12 protein-coding genes are annotated in these 12,018 nt (G+C 67.9%); 5 read left to right on the top strand and 7 right to left on the bottom strand.

Annotated elements, in window-relative coordinates:
• Positions 1-106: 106 nt before the first annotated feature.
• The 3 genes from QZ271_RS12380 to fba form a co-directional block, all read right to left on the bottom strand.
• Positions 107-2,749 (bottom strand): S8 family serine peptidase, encoded by a 2,643-nt coding sequence (locus QZ271_RS12380; RefSeq protein ID WP_291431914.1) that lies wholly within the window; start codon positions 2,747-2,749, stop codon positions 107-109.
• A gap of 104 nt (positions 2,750-2,853) precedes the next feature.
• Entirely contained in the window at positions 2,854-3,573 is a 720-nt protein-coding gene (locus QZ271_RS12375) for a hypothetical protein (RefSeq protein WP_291431913.1), read from the bottom strand.
• A gap of 210 nt (positions 3,574-3,783) precedes the next feature.
• Positions 3,784-4,701 (bottom strand): class II fructose-1,6-bisphosphate aldolase, encoded by a 918-nt coding sequence (gene fba, locus QZ271_RS12370; protein ID WP_291431911.1) that lies wholly within the window; start codon positions 4,699-4,701, stop codon positions 3,784-3,786.
• A gap of 140 nt (positions 4,702-4,841) precedes the next feature.
• Between fba and QZ271_RS12365 the strand changes: the two genes are divergently transcribed.
• The 5 genes from QZ271_RS12365 to QZ271_RS12345 all read left to right on the top strand — a co-directional run bounded on the left by QZ271_RS12365 (position 4,842) and on the right by QZ271_RS12345 (position 8,732).
• Positions 4,842-6,065: a PLP-dependent aminotransferase family protein gene (locus QZ271_RS12365; RefSeq protein ID WP_291431909.1), complete on the top strand. Its 1,224-nt coding sequence runs from the start codon at positions 4,842-4,844 to the stop codon at positions 6,063-6,065.
• Entirely contained in the window at positions 6,062-6,340 is a 279-nt protein-coding gene (locus tag QZ271_RS12360; RefSeq protein ID WP_291431908.1) for a hypothetical protein, read from the top strand. The genes QZ271_RS12365 and QZ271_RS12360 overlap by 4 nt, the downstream gene beginning before the upstream one ends.
• A 141-nt stretch (positions 6,341-6,481) precedes the next feature.
• The gene (gene murI, locus QZ271_RS12355) at positions 6,482-7,348 is read left to right on the top strand and encodes a glutamate racemase (protein WP_291431906.1); all 867 of its coding nucleotides are present in this window, start codon (positions 6,482-6,484) and stop codon (positions 7,346-7,348) included.
• Entirely contained in the window at positions 7,345-8,109 is a 765-nt protein-coding gene (rph, locus tag QZ271_RS12350) for a ribonuclease PH (RefSeq protein ID WP_291431903.1), read from the top strand. Before murI ends, rph begins: the two co-directional genes overlap by 4 nt.
• 266 nt (positions 8,110-8,375) lie before the next feature.
• Entirely contained in the window at positions 8,376-8,732 is a 357-nt protein-coding gene (locus QZ271_RS12345; RefSeq protein ID WP_291431901.1) for a DoxX family membrane protein, read from the top strand.
• A 64-nt stretch (positions 8,733-8,796) separates the two neighbouring features.
• Here QZ271_RS12345 and QZ271_RS12340 read toward each other — a convergent pair whose 3' ends face one another.
• The 4 genes from QZ271_RS12340 to QZ271_RS12325 form a co-directional block, all read right to left on the bottom strand.
• The gene (locus QZ271_RS12340) at positions 8,797-9,732 is read right to left on the bottom strand and encodes a magnesium transporter CorA family protein (RefSeq protein ID WP_291431899.1); all 936 of its coding nucleotides are present in this window, start codon (positions 9,730-9,732) and stop codon (positions 8,797-8,799) included.
• Positions 9,733-10,313: 581 nt separating this feature from the next.
• Positions 10,314-10,550, bottom strand: a complete 237-nt coding sequence (locus tag QZ271_RS12335) for a ferredoxin (RefSeq protein ID WP_189103622.1) — start codon at positions 10,548-10,550, stop codon at positions 10,314-10,316.
• A 282-nt stretch (positions 10,551-10,832) separates the two neighbouring features.
• Complete coding sequence (locus QZ271_RS12330) at positions 10,833-11,615, bottom strand: NTP transferase domain-containing protein (RefSeq protein ID WP_291431896.1); 783 nt, start codon at positions 11,613-11,615, stop codon at positions 10,833-10,835.
• A gap of 252 nt (positions 11,616-11,867) precedes the next feature.
• Positions 11,868-12,018: ATP-binding protein (locus QZ271_RS12325; protein ID WP_291431917.1), on the bottom strand; the 151-nt coding region annotated here is incomplete at its 5' end.

The raw sequence follows: 12,018 nt of genomic DNA, 5'->3' as shown, positions 1-12,018 counted from the left end.
GACTGGTCAGCGTGTTCACGGGGGATATTCTCATGCCCAATTTCTCTGTCTGATCGTCCCCTGCTGAGCAGTTACCGGTGCAGTTCTGAATCAATCCGAATCCGTATTACTTCATCAGCCAGTCGAAGCTGGTTTTCATCAGGGCCGTCCGGCTGCCTGGCGTCAGGCCTTCCAAGCCGAAGCCCATGGTGACGGTGCGGTACTTCCCGGCGTCGTTCGCGACGATCGCTCCGGCGTTCTCACCGGCCGACTGGGCGCCCACGCGCGGGCGGTTCTGGCTCTGCGCCTGGGTGTTGCCGCCCAGAATCTGATTCAGCACGCCCCCGATGATGCTGCCGGCGATCCGTTCGACCAGACCGCGCGGCTCCTGCACCTTCTGCGCGGCGCGGCTCCTGTTGGGGTCCACGCGGATGCTCTGAGCGGTGATGGTCCCGGCAGTGGCGTTTGCGGAGCCCCAGCTGGCGACGGTGGCGCTGCCACCCAGATCCGCGATCACGTCCGGGTAGTACTGATTAGCGGCGCTGCCCTGGGCGTTCAGGGTGAAGGCCGTGGCGCCGAAAGCCCCGCCGGTCACGAAGCGGGCGTTCCCGCTGCTGTCGGCCACGAACCGGGTTTTCAGGGTGCCGGTGTAGAAAGCACTCGTTCCAATGTCGTACCCGATGTCCTGCCCGGTGATCAGGACCCTTCCGCCGCCCGCCAGGTACTGCTGCAGGGTGTTCTGATCTGCGGGCGTGATGGTGTTCTGGTACTGCTCGCCGGTCGCCCACACGACGATGTCCACGCGTTTCATTTCGCTCAGGGGCACGGCACCCTGCGACTGGGTGTTCCACACGAACGCCCCGCCGCTGACTGCGTTGGCCTTGATGGCGTCACGCAGCGCGGCCGTCACGTCGGCACCCTGCCCCATGTCGTCATCGACCAGGAGGACTCGGGGTTTCTGGCTGGCGCTGGGGGCCGGGGTGGGGGCGGGTGCCGGGGTGGGCGTGGGGGCCGCGCCGCTGCCCGGACGGTCCTTGATGAAGCAGCCCTTGCGAATGCCGGGGGCGGGGTCGCCGCCCCACTCGGCCACCGTGCAGTTGAAGCCGTCGGTGCCGATGCCGGTCAGGTACTTACCGGCCGTGCCGAACGCGGCGTCCTTCTGCCCGCTGAAGTCGCACTTGCTGCCTTCCAGGGCGCAGAGGCTGTACCCGGCCGGGCCGGTAGGAGCCGGGGTGGGCGTGGGAGCGGGCGTGGGCGCTGGGGTGGGGATGGGCGCCGGAGCCGGGGTCGGTGCTGGAGCCGGGGTCGGTGCTGGAGTCGGGGTGGGTGCTGGAGTCGGGGTTGGCGTGGGAGCGGGCGTGGGAGCCGGGGCTGGAGCGGGCGCAGGGGTGGGCGCGGGAGCCGGAGTGGGCGCGGGTGCAGGGGTGGGGGCCGGGGCAGGCGCACTCGCGTTCACGCCGAGTTTTCCCAGTGCCCCCGGTACGCTGATCAGGCCGAAGCCCGTGTTGTTGTTCTTGCTGCCCGCGTTGCTGGCGCTGGTGTACAGCGCGTTCTTGATGCCGTCCACGCTGGTTCCGGGCTTGGCGGACAGCAGCAGGGCCGCCGCGCCCGCTGCGATGGGACTGGCCTGCGAACTGCCGCTCAGCGCGCCGTACTGGCCGTTCGGGAAGGCGCTGGTGATCTCCACGCCCGGCGCGGCGATATCAGGCTTCACGAACACGCCCCTGATGGCGCTGGTCCAGTTCACGGGGCCACGGCTGCTGAAGCTCGCCACCTGCCCGTTCTGATCGACGGCGCCCACACCGATGGCGTCCGGGAGGTTGCCGGGACTGCCGGTACTGGCCGAGGTGGGGCCGAAGTTCCCGATGGCGAACATGGGCACCACGCCCGACTTGATCATGTTCTGCACCGGCACGATGAACTCGTCGAAGGTGCCGGGAATCCCCAGGCTCATGTTCACGATGTCCGCGCCGTCGTCGGTGTCGGCGTTGTTGTCCGGGTCCAGCACGTACTGCATCCCGGCGATCACCTGCGCGAAGGTGCCTTCGTTGTTCGGCAGGACCAGCGCACTGATGACCCTTGCATCCGGCGCAACGCCCACGGTGCTGCCGACCAGCAGACCGGCCGTGTGGGTGCCGTGATTGGTAGTGTCGTGCGGCTGCGCGTTCGCGACCCGTTCGCCTTCCCCGTTGAACTCGGCGAACGCCGTGACCTTCCCGTTCAACTGCGGGTGGTTGGCATCAATGCCACTGTCCAGGTGGCCGATCTTGACGCCCTGGCCCTTGAATCCGGCGGCCCAGGCCTGCGGCGCGCCGATCTTCGCGAGGTGCCACGCCTCGCCGGGCGCGGCGGCGGCGGCACTGAGCGCCACGGCGCGTTGCGGCTTGGGAATCTGCACCTTGAAGTTCTCGAACACGTCCGACACGAAGGGCAGCTGCGCCATGCGCCGCGCCTCGACGGGGCTCAGGGGCAGGAAGATACTCTGGTCGAGCCACAGGCTGGTGGCCTCCTTGACACTGCTGGCACTCACGATCCCGGCGGCCGAACCGAGCTGAGCCACGACGGTGTTCAGCTGCGAGCGCAGGTTCTTGAACTGCGCCCGGCCCCGCGCGTCGTTCGGCAGGTTAAAGCGGACGATCACGCCGACTTTCGACGTGTCGCCTTTCTGCGCGCGGGCCAGCAGGGTCGGGGAGAGGCGACCGGCGTCAGCTTGACTCAGGCCGCCCAGCGTCAGGGCCGCGCCGAGCATCAGGAGGTTCCGTTTCTTCATGAGACCCAGCGTAGGCGTCCGGGCGTGACTCGCTCTGAAGGGAGCGTGAGGAAACCTTGACCTCGCGTCAGACGCTGGTCAGCGGGGCCGGGGAGGCGGGCCGCCTAGCGGGTGTACTCGACGATCAGTTCGCCGGTATCGGGCACGCGGCGGATCATGCTGGTGCGGGTGTAACTGAGGACCGTGCGCCCCCCCGCCAGTTGCAGCAGGCTGAGGGTTCCGCGCACCCCGTAACCGGTGGTGGCGTTACTGCCGGTCATGCGCCACTGGAATCCGCCGCGGACATCCAGGCCCTGGTCCGGGTTCTCGCTAGGGGTAACGGCGGTGGGGCGGGCCGTGAACCCTTCCGGGCCGCGCATCTCACCTGTTTTCAGGTCAATGGTCACGCCCCGCAGGACGCCGTTCATGTCGGGTCCGTCGCCGAACGCGACCTGGGTGGCGGTGCGGGTCACGGCCAGCCGGAAGGTCCTGCCGGTCGAGGCGAGCGTCTCCTGAAAGACCAGATAGCGTTTGAATTCGTCCCGGGAGATACCCAGCCGCTGGTCGTAGGTGGGGGGCACGCCACGCGCGGCACTGACGATCACCTGCTGGAGCGCCTGCGGGTTGCCGCCCACACTGGCGACCCGCAGTTGCAGGTCCACGGTAGAGATGCTGGGCCGGCGCTCCAGCAACGTGACCGGCTGCGCACTCACCGGGAGCAGCGCGGCGAGGCGGGGTTGCCACCCGGCGGGCAGGGCAGGAGGCCCGGCTGCGCTGCCGCCCTGCCCGGTCGTCAGCAGGCCGAGCGTCAGAACCAGGGCGGAGAGCGGCGAGGGCACCTTCATGCACTGGCGAGCATAGTGCGCCATGGTGAGAATTCTCCGCTGCACAGGCGGGGTTTTCTGAACCAGGCGCAGGGTGGCCTCTGGTTATAAGGGTTACAACGGCTTTCAACCCGAGCGAATTCCGAAAAAGGAGGGCCGGTGTCAATGGCAGCACAGGCGCACGGGGTCGCCTCTGCTGAGCCGCCTCTGCTGCCCGGAAGGGGGGAAGGATCAGGCCTTGCCGACGCTGCCGAGCACGCCGAGTTTGTGCTCGATGACCTGGGCCATGACGTCGCGGGCCGGGCCGAAGATCTTGCGGGGGTCGAATTCCTTGGGGTTGGCGGCCAGGGCCTCGCGGATGCCGACGGTGCTGGCAAGCCGCAGGTCGGTGTCCACGTTCACCTTGGCGATGCCGAACTGCGTGGCGCGCTGCAGGTCCTCGTCGGCGATACCGGCGGCGTCACCGATCTCGCCGCCGGCCTTGCGGAAGCGCTCGACGATCTCCTGCGGCACGCCGCTGCTGCCGTGCGCGACGAGGGGAATGCCGGTCAGGCCAGCGATCTTCTCGATGCGGGCGTGGTCGATGTACGGGCGGCCCTTGCCCTTGAACGCGCCGTGGCTGGTACCGATGGCGATGGCGAGGTAATCGGTGCCGGTCTGCTCGATGAACTGCACGGCTTCCTCGGGGTCGGTCAGGAAGGCGTCTTTCTCGTCGACGACGACGTGCTCCTCGATGCCGCCCAGGCGACCGAGTTCGCTTTCCACGCTGATGCCCATGGCGTGCGCGGCTTCCACGACGCGCCTGGTTTCCTTGACGTTCCCGGCGAAGTCATGGTGCGAGGCGTCGATCATGACGCTGGTAAAGCCCATCTTGATGGCTTTCAGGGCCGACTCGTAGGAGCTGCCGTGGTCGAGGTGCAGCGCGACAGGCACGGTGGCGCGGCGGGCCAGGTCGATGACGATGCTGGCGAGGTCCTGGCCGCCGTACTTGATGGCGCCCTCGCTCATCTGCACCATGACGGGGCTGCGCAGCCGCTCGGCGGTGTGGATGATCGCCTGCGTGATCTCCATGTTGTTGGTGTTGAACGAGCCGACGCCGTACTTGCCGGCGCGGGCGGGAATCAGAATGTCATTACCGGTGACGAGCATGAACAGACCTCCTTATAGTCGCTGTCCATTTTACCTGCCGGACGTGACCGGATGCCCGGGCCGTTCCACATGTCTGGGCCGGGGGGACGGGAGACCAGACCGCTCGGCGGCGGGCCGGGCCTGGGCGTAGGATGGCGGGCATGAGTACCGGCCCGACCGTTCCGACCCTGGACCTTCACGCGCGGCTGTCTGCGCGGGCGCGTAGCATGAACGCCAGCGCCATCCGCGAGATCCTGAAGATCACGCAGCAGCCGGACGTGATCAGTTTCGCCGGGGGCCTGCCCGCCCCGGAACTGTTCCCGATGCAGGAGGTGCGCGGCGCCACGCTGGCCGCCCTGGACCGCTACGGCCCGGCGGCCCTGCAGTACTCGACGACCGAGGGGCACCCGCCGCTGCGCGAGTGGATCGGCGCGCAGGCGGGCATCCCGGCGAGCAACGTGCAGATCGTGACCGGCAGCCAGCAGGGACTGGACCTGCTAGGGAAGGTCCTGATCGACGAGGGGGACGTGGTGCTCGTCGAGGCGCCCACGTACCTGGGCGCCTTGCAGTCCTTCCAGCCGTACGGCCCGCGCTACGTGCAGGTGCCCACCGACGAGGAAGGCATCGACGTGGAGGCCCTGGCAGACCTGCTGCCCAGCCTGAAGGCCAAGTTGCTGTACGCCGTGCCGAACTTTCAGAATCCGACCGGGCGCACCCTGAGCGCCGGGCGACGCCGCCGCCTGGTGGAACTGACCGCGCAGCATGGCGTGTTGCTGATCGAGGACGACCCGTACGGCGCGCTGCGCTTTAGCGGGGAGCCTGCCCCCAGCCTGTACAGCCTGGGTCTGGAACTGCACGGCCATCCGGACCGCAACCACGTGATCTACAGCAGTTCGTTCAGCAAGACGCTGGTGCCGGGCCTGCGGGACGCGTGGGTGCAGGCCGCCGCGCCGGTCATTGCCAAGCTGATTCAGGCGAAGCAGGGCGCGGACCTGCACACCCCCACCCTGAACCAGATGATCGTCACGGAACTCGTGGAGACCGTCCTGCCCCGCCAGATCGAGCGGGTGCGGCAGGCGTACGGCGAGCGCGCGGGCCTGATGCTGGAGCGCATCCGCGCGGACTTCCCGCCGGGCGTGCAGTACACCACCCCGCAGGGCGGCATGTTCCTGTGGCTGACCCTCCCGGAAGGCGTGGACACGCAGGCGCTGCTGCCCCGCGCGGTGGAACGCAAGGTCGCGTACGTACCGGGCAGTCCCTTCTACGCGCTGGGCGGCGGCCAGAACACCATGCGCCTCAGTTACAGCAGCGCCACGCCCGAGCAGATCACACAGGGCATCCGCGCGCTGGGTGACACGCTGCGCGGGGCGCTGGCCGGCGCGTGAGCCTTGAGGGCGTGCTGGCACAGGTGCGCCGCGAACGCGAGCGTCAGGACGCGAAGTGGGGCGCGCAGGCACACGACCCGGCCACCTGGCTGATGATCCTCGCGGAGGAGGTCGGCGAGGCCAATCAGGCGGCGTTCGAGCACCTGCACCCCACCTTCGACAAGCGGGCCGCCATCCGGGGCCGCCGCCCGCTGAGCGAGTACCGCGAGGAGCTGATTCAGGTGGCTGCCGTGGCCGTCGCCGCCATCGAGAGTCTGGATCGCGGGTCGTCCTGAGCGGAGTGACCCGGCCTCTGGTGGAATCGGCACTGCACCGAATGAACCCGGGCGGATGCGAGGAGGAACAGCACCGGCCGCCTGGACGAGCCGACACCGCTGCCCGGAACCCCGCACCTACAGCCGGTATCATCAGCGCAGATGAGTAGCGCACCGCTTGGCGTGTTCGACAGTGGCGTGGGGGGTCTGAGTGTCCTGGCGGAGCTGCGCCGCGCACTGCCTGGAGAGGACCTGCTGTACCTGGCGGACACGGCGCACGTGCCGTACGGAGCCCGCCCGGACCACGAGATCCGGGACCTGACGGACCGGGCGGTCTCGGCGCTGCACGCGCGGGGCGTCAAGGCTGTGGTGGTGGCGTGCAACACCGCGTCGACGTTCAGTCTGGGGCACCTGCGGTCGCGGTTCGAGATGCCGATCATCGGGCTGGTCCCGGCGGTGAAACCGGCGGTGCTCTCGACCCGTTCGGGCGTGGTGGGCGTGCTGGCCACCCCCGGCACCCTGCGCGGCACGCTGCTGGCAGACGTGATCCGTGAGTTCGCGGACCCGGCGGGCGTGCAGGTCATGAAAGCCGTGAGTACTGAACTGGTGCCACTGGTCGAGGCGGGGCAGGCGGACTCCGCGCGGACGCGCTCAGTGCTGCGCGAGATCCTGACGCCGCTGGCGCAGGCGGGCGCCGACGGGCTGGTGCTGGGCTGCACGCACTACCCGTTCCTGGCGGGCAGTATCCGCGCCGGATTCGGGGACACGTTCACGCTGCTCGACAGCGGGCCGGCGGTCGCGCGGCACACGCGGCGGGTGCTGACGGAACGTGGATTGCTGTCCGGGCGGGACGCGGGCGGTCAGGAACGCTTCCTGGTGACGGGAAACGTGCAGCGGGCCGCGCCGGTCATCGCGGCGCTGCTGGCCGCCAGCGGGAATGGGGGCAGCCTTCAGGGTGGGCAGGCCTATACTGACGGTCAATCCAACCGGGCGGCCACGCTGCCCAGAATTGAGTCCATTGATACATGAGCACACCACCCAAAGGCCCCAGCACCCCCCAGCCTCTCCCGGTCCGTGAGGGCCGCACCCTTCTGGAGCCGCGCCCGCTGAACGTCAAGCGCGGCGTGAACCCACACGCGCCGGGCAGCGCGCACCTGATCATGGGCCGCACCGAGATCATGGCGACCGTCAGCATTCAGGACAAGGCCGCGCCGCACATGCGGGGCAGCAAGGAAGGCTGGCTGACAGCCGAGTACTCCATGCTGCCGCGCGCCACCACCGACCGGCAGGCCCGCGAACGCAACCTGCAAGACGGCCGCCGCTACGAGATTCAGCGGCTGCTGGGGCGCGCGCTGCGGGCCAGCATGGACCTGCGGCACTTCCGGAACCAGACGCTGTACGTGGACTGCGACGTACTGGTCGCGGACGGCGGCACGCGCGTGGCGAGCATCCTGGCGGGGCACGCGGCGCTGCACGACTTCTGCGACCGCCTGATTCAGAAGGGGCAGCTGACCGACTGGCCCATCGCGCACAATGTGGGCGCGATCAGCGTGGGCCTGCTCGGCGACGAAGTCCGCGTGGACCTCGATTACGCCGAGGACCGGGTGGCGCGCGCGGACCTGAACGTGGTCGCCACCGACACCGGCCTGATCATCGAGGTGCAGGGCGGCGCCGAGGAAGGCGCGCTGACGCAGGAGGAGTACGTGCGCCTGCTGTCTACCGGGGCGTTCGCGGTGCAGGGCGTCATGGCGGACCTGACCCGGCAACTGTCGGTCATTCAGGGCATGTGAAGTTCCTGCCCGCCTCACACGGACTGCGATTGATTTGGCCCACTTCCGAATCAATCCGAGCGGACGCGAGTAGGAATAGCAGACGGATTGGGCGGTATGGAGCCGCAGGCGGCGATTTTCCGACTGTGGTGGAATGGAGCGGAATGCGTGTCATACGGACTGCGATTGGACGGTCTTTGCAGCCCATTCAATCGCAGTCCGTACCTCCACCCTGGGCGCGGTGGGCGGCTGCGCTAGACTCCGGCCAAGTTCCAAGGAGGGTACCCATGAGCGTGACGAAATTCATCGGGCGGGCGCTGCTCGCGAGCATCTTCATCAAGAACGGCCTGGATCACCTGCAACACCCCGACCCGATTGTCCGGGCGGCGCGTGGAGCCGAGGTTCCCGAACCGGAACTGGCCGTGAAGCTCAACAGTGGCGTCATGGTTGGAGCCGGTGCGCTGCTGGCCGCCGGACTGCTGCCCCGCGCTGCCAGTCTCACCCTGGCCACCAGCCTGATTCCCACCACGGTCATCGGCCACCCCTTCTGGGACAAAGGCGGCAAGGAGCGCGCGCAGCAGCAGGGTCAGTTCCTGAAGAACCTGGCGCTGTTCGGCGCGCTGCTGTACGTCAGCAAAGAGTAGAAAGTGAACAGTCGATGGTTGATGGACAGGTCGCTCCTTCCATCACCCATTCACCATCAACCCCTTACAGCACGCGCAGGCGGTGGAACACGCCGGCCACAGCTACGGCCAGGGCCACGGCGAGACCCAGGACGATCCAGATGCCGTGCGGGTTGTTCTGGAACGGAACGGGGACGTTCATGCCGAAGATGCTGGTGACCAGGGTCGGGATGGCGACCAGGATGGTGGTGACGGTCAGGACCTTCACGACCTGATTGACGTTGTTGCTGATCACACTGGCGAAGGCGCCGGCCATGCTGGTCAGGATGTTGCTGGCGATGCTGGCCATCTCGATCGCCTGGAGGTTCTCGATCAGCACGTCGTCGAGCAGGTCGCTGTCTTCCTCGTACATCTCGAAGATGCGGTCGCGTTTCACGCGTTCCATCATGGCCTCGTTGGCTTTCAGGCCGGTCATGAAGTACACGAGACTCTTCTCGATTTTCAGGAGGTTCAGCAGTTCGCGGTTCTGCTGGCTGTTCTCCAGTTTGTCCTCGATGGCGTCCACGCGCTTGTTGATCTGCCGCACGTCGATCAGGAAGCGCTGGGCGTTACGCAGGAACAGTTGCAGCGTCAGGCGGTTTTTCTTGCTGGTGCTGACACGCCGCACCAGGCCGCTGACAACGTCCTTCACGACCGGGTTTTCCGGCAGGGCGCACACGGTGACCACGCAGTGATCGGTGTGCAGGATACCCAGCGGTACGGTGTCGTAGGGGATGTCGCTTTCCTCGGGGAGGCGGTAACTGGTCTGCATGATGATCAGCAGTTGCCCGTCCTCGCGTTCAAAGCGGGAGCGTTCATCCGGGTCGAGGGAGTACGACAGGTAATCGAGGTCCAGGCCGGTCTCGCGGCTGATGCGGCCCAGTTCCTCGCTGGTGGGGTCGGCGGCATTGATCCAGCAGCCGTCAACGTACCCGTCAGTGGTGGTGAGTTTCCCGCCGATGCTGCGGTAGTAGGTCAGCATGCGGCGCGGCCTGCGGGGGGTGTGTGGCGCATGGCGCGACCTCCAGGGAATGAGCGGGCGTGACCGGGACGGCCTGTCCGGTGCGGGGCAGGCTGGAACTGGGCGGTTCGGCGTCCAGTGGTTCGGGGTTCACGTCTGTCACCTCCTGGGGCGCGCCGCCCCGGGCAGGGTGTGGGCGCAGCGCCGGTCATGCTAGCCCTGGCAGGCCCGACAGAGCAAGGGGCCGGACGAAAGGGGCCGGGGGCGGCAAAAAACTCCCGCCGGGCACAGAGACCAGGCGGGAGCAGCGGCCGGGCGGGAGCAGAGCGGACTGCCGTCTGGTTCGTGCACACGCGGCAGCGGCGCCGGGTTGCCGACGCCACGCCCGCCACCCGTTTTTCGCCTCCTCGCTGGGCGGCGACTCCCCTTTTTAGGCGGCTCCCCATTTAAGTACGTCGAAGCAACCAGTGCGAGATGCCGGAACAGTGCCGGAAGCTCTCCAGTCCCGCCCCAACGTACTTGCTTGCTGCTCCGCGCTCCACGCGGTTTATCTACAGGATTAACGCAGTGTACTTAACGGGAGTCCAGACGGTAAGAGGTGCTTACAGGCCGAAGTGAACGCGGTTCTTGACGATGAATTCTTCCTCGCCGCCGGGCACGTCCTCTTCGGGGAAGATGGCGCTGACGGGGCAGGCGGGCACGCACGCGCCGCAGTCGATGCACTCGTCGGGGTGGATCAGGAACTGGTCGCCACCGTCGTAGATACATTCCACCGGGCAGACTTCGGTGCAGGCCTGGTCCTTGACGCCAATGCAGGGGCTTACGATCACGTGAGGCATGGGGAACAGTATGCACACCCGCACGGACCGCCGCAAGGGCACAGGCAAGACAGGTTTTTGACGTTCAGGCGCAAAAAACCGGTCCCATACTACGGACTGCGCGTCACTGCGCCGCGGTCGGGAAGGCCGCCACCTGCGGCTCCACACCGCGAAATCCGTCTGTTGCTCCTCCTTGCGTCCGCTCGGATTGATTCAGAACTGCAGCGAATCAATCGGAATCCGTATCACCCGGAATTGGGACGCGGTCCAGGTTCGCGCGGAGGATGCGGGGACCGTTCAGGACTACGGCGCGCCTTTCAGGGCCGCCTCGGCCAGTAGCAGATCAGCGTCCTTGTCCACGTCGGTTCCCACGGCGGCGTGCGGGGTGATCAGGGCGCGGGCCTCCACGCCCAGCAGCGCCGAGACTTTGGCCTCGAGCGCCGCGACGGTCAGGCGGCCCGTCACGAGGCGCAGCAGCACGCCCGGCCCGATCAGGCCCGCGAGTTTCAGCGGGGCCTTGCGGGCCGCGAGAACACCGCGCAGCCTCGGCAGGAACTGCCCGATCAGCGCCGGGTCCAGGATGAACAGGTTCCCGCCCGTGAACGTGCCGTCTTTCAGGCGCGCGTAGGTGCGTTTCACGCCGGGGTACGCGGCCTCGCACACCTCGCGCCGCACCACCGGGTACACCAGAGCGGCGTCCAGCGGGGCGCTGTCCAGCACACTGCGAATCTCGTCGGGGCGCAGCATGGGCACGTCGGCCGTGACGACCAGCACCCGCTCGCCCGGCTGCAACCCGGCGGCGCGCAGGGCCTCCACGCCCGCCTCGAGGTTGCTGAGCAGCGTGCCGTGATCGGTCACGCGGGCATCCACGAAGGTTTCCAGCGGCGGGGTGATGGGACCCACGTACGCCACGCGCGCCACCCGGCCACTGCCGCGCAGGGCGCGCAGGACGTGCAGGGCCATGGGTTCACCCGCCACGGGAATCAGCGGTTTGACCTTCACGCCGTGTGCCGCTGCAAAAGGATCGCCCGGATCACCGCCGCCCAGCACCACGGCGCTCCAGCGCGTTGTATCCGCCTGTGTCATTACCGCCCAGCCTAGCAGACCGCCCAGCCTGCACCCGCTCTCCCGCAGCTCATACGGACTGCCGCTCCACTGCGCCACAGTCGGAAAAGCACCGTCTGCGGCTCCATACCGCCCAATCCGTATGCTGTTCCTACTCGCGTCCGCTCGGATTGATTCGGAAGTACGCCGAATCAATCGGAATCCGTATCATACGGACTGCGATTGAGCAGAACCCGCCCTGCTCCCACCCGCCGCGCCCTCCCCGAGTCCGGATCAGCTCGGCAGGTGCAGCGTGGCCGTGAATCCCTGGCCCGGCGCGCTGTCCAGGTCCAGCGTGCCGCCGTGCAGCGTGGCCACGTGCCGCGCCAGCGCCAGCCCCAGCCCGTGCCTGCCCAGGCCGGACGCGTCGGCGGCGCGACTGGCG

Source organism: Deinococcus sp., from assembly GCF_018260555.1.
In the GTDB taxonomy this organism is placed as follows: domain Bacteria; phylum Deinococcota; class Deinococci; order Deinococcales; family Deinococcaceae; genus Deinococcus.
The sequence above is the reverse complement of the archived record's forward strand: the minus strand, read 5'-3'. Positions and strand labels throughout refer to the sequence as shown.

Excerpts from the sequence above, each read along its gene's own strand:
- murI (WP_291431906.1), top strand. The coding sequence starts at position 6,482 with ATGAGTAGCGCACCGCTTGGCGTGTTCGACAGTGGCGTGGGGGGTCTG.
- QZ271_RS12365 (WP_291431909.1), top strand. The coding sequence starts at position 4,842 with ATGAGTACCGGCCCGACCGTTCCGACCCTGGACCTTCACGCGCGGCTG.
- QZ271_RS12330 (WP_291431896.1), bottom strand. The coding sequence starts at position 11,615 with ATGACACAGGCGGATACAACGCGCTGGAGCGCCGTGGTGCTGGGCGGC.
- QZ271_RS12375 (WP_291431913.1), bottom strand. The coding sequence starts at position 3,573 with ATGAAGGTGCCCTCGCCGCTCTCCGCCCTGGTTCTGACGCTCGGCCTG.
- QZ271_RS12340 (WP_291431899.1), bottom strand. The coding sequence starts at position 9,732 with ATGCTGACCTACTACCGCAGCATCGGCGGGAAACTCACCACCACTGAC.
- rph (WP_291431903.1), top strand. The coding sequence starts at position 7,345 with ATGAGCACACCACCCAAAGGCCCCAGCACCCCCCAGCCTCTCCCGGTC.
- QZ271_RS12380 (WP_291431914.1), bottom strand. The coding sequence starts at position 2,749 with ATGAAGAAACGGAACCTCCTGATGCTCGGCGCGGCCCTGACGCTGGGC.
- QZ271_RS12335 (WP_189103622.1), bottom strand. The coding sequence starts at position 10,550 with ATGCCTCACGTGATCGTAAGCCCCTGCATTGGCGTCAAGGACCAGGCC.
- fba (WP_291431911.1), bottom strand. The coding sequence starts at position 4,701 with ATGCTCGTCACCGGTAATGACATTCTGATTCCCGCCCGCGCCGGCAAG.
- QZ271_RS12345 (WP_291431901.1), top strand. The coding sequence starts at position 8,376 with ATGAGCGTGACGAAATTCATCGGGCGGGCGCTGCTCGCGAGCATCTTC.